Consider the following 656-nt stretch of genomic DNA (forward strand, 5'->3'; position numbering starts at 1 on the left):
GTAGGTGAGGGCGCAGCCGGTTGCGGGGTCGGTGAGGACGCGGGTGAAGGTGGGTGCGTGGCGGGTGAGGTGGAGGGCGGTGAGCCTGTCGATGGGGCCGTAGCCTTCGAGCTGCGCGAACCCGGGGAATGGTTCGGGTGGTGGGTGGCCGGGGTCGTTGTCGGCGTCGCCTTGGCCGGCGTCGGTCGCGGTCGCGGTGCCGACGTCAGTCGCGGTCGCGATGCCGGTGGCGGCAGCGACGCCGGTGGTGGCAGAGATGCGGGTGGTGGGTGCGGTGGGGGCGCCGGTCGCGGGAGTGACGGTGGTCGGAGTGCCGGTGGTGTTACGGGTGGGAGCGGGGGTTCCGAGGAGGGTGAGGGCGGGGACGGTGACGTGGATTCGGGCGCGGATGCCTTTCGCGATGCCGTCGATGCTGGTCTCGCCGTTGAGGAGCAGATCGCTGAGGGTATCGACGCGGAGTTGGGTGGGGGTTCGGGGGTCGCCGGAGGTTTTCGCGGAGCGGGCGAGGTCGGTGGCGCGGTTGTGGATCGCGACGGCTTCGACGGCGGGGAGGTAGAGGGTGAGGTAGGCCATGCCGTCGGTGGCGGGGTCGAGGTCGAGGCGGCGCCGGGCGGCAGCGTCGAGGTGTCGTTGCACGGCGGTGCGGGGTTGGGCGT

General features: G+C 72.4%; 1 protein-coding gene. It reads right to left on the reverse strand.

Annotated features, from left to right (window positions below; genetic code table 11):
- On the reverse strand, positions 1-656 hold a 656-nt coding region (locus B7R21_RS05455; protein WP_147305815.1), incomplete at both ends, for a DUF222 domain-containing protein.

Source organism: Subtercola boreus (assembly GCF_003399625.1).
GTDB classification, from domain to species: Bacteria; Actinomycetota; Actinomycetes; order Actinomycetales; family Microbacteriaceae; genus Subtercola; species Subtercola boreus_C.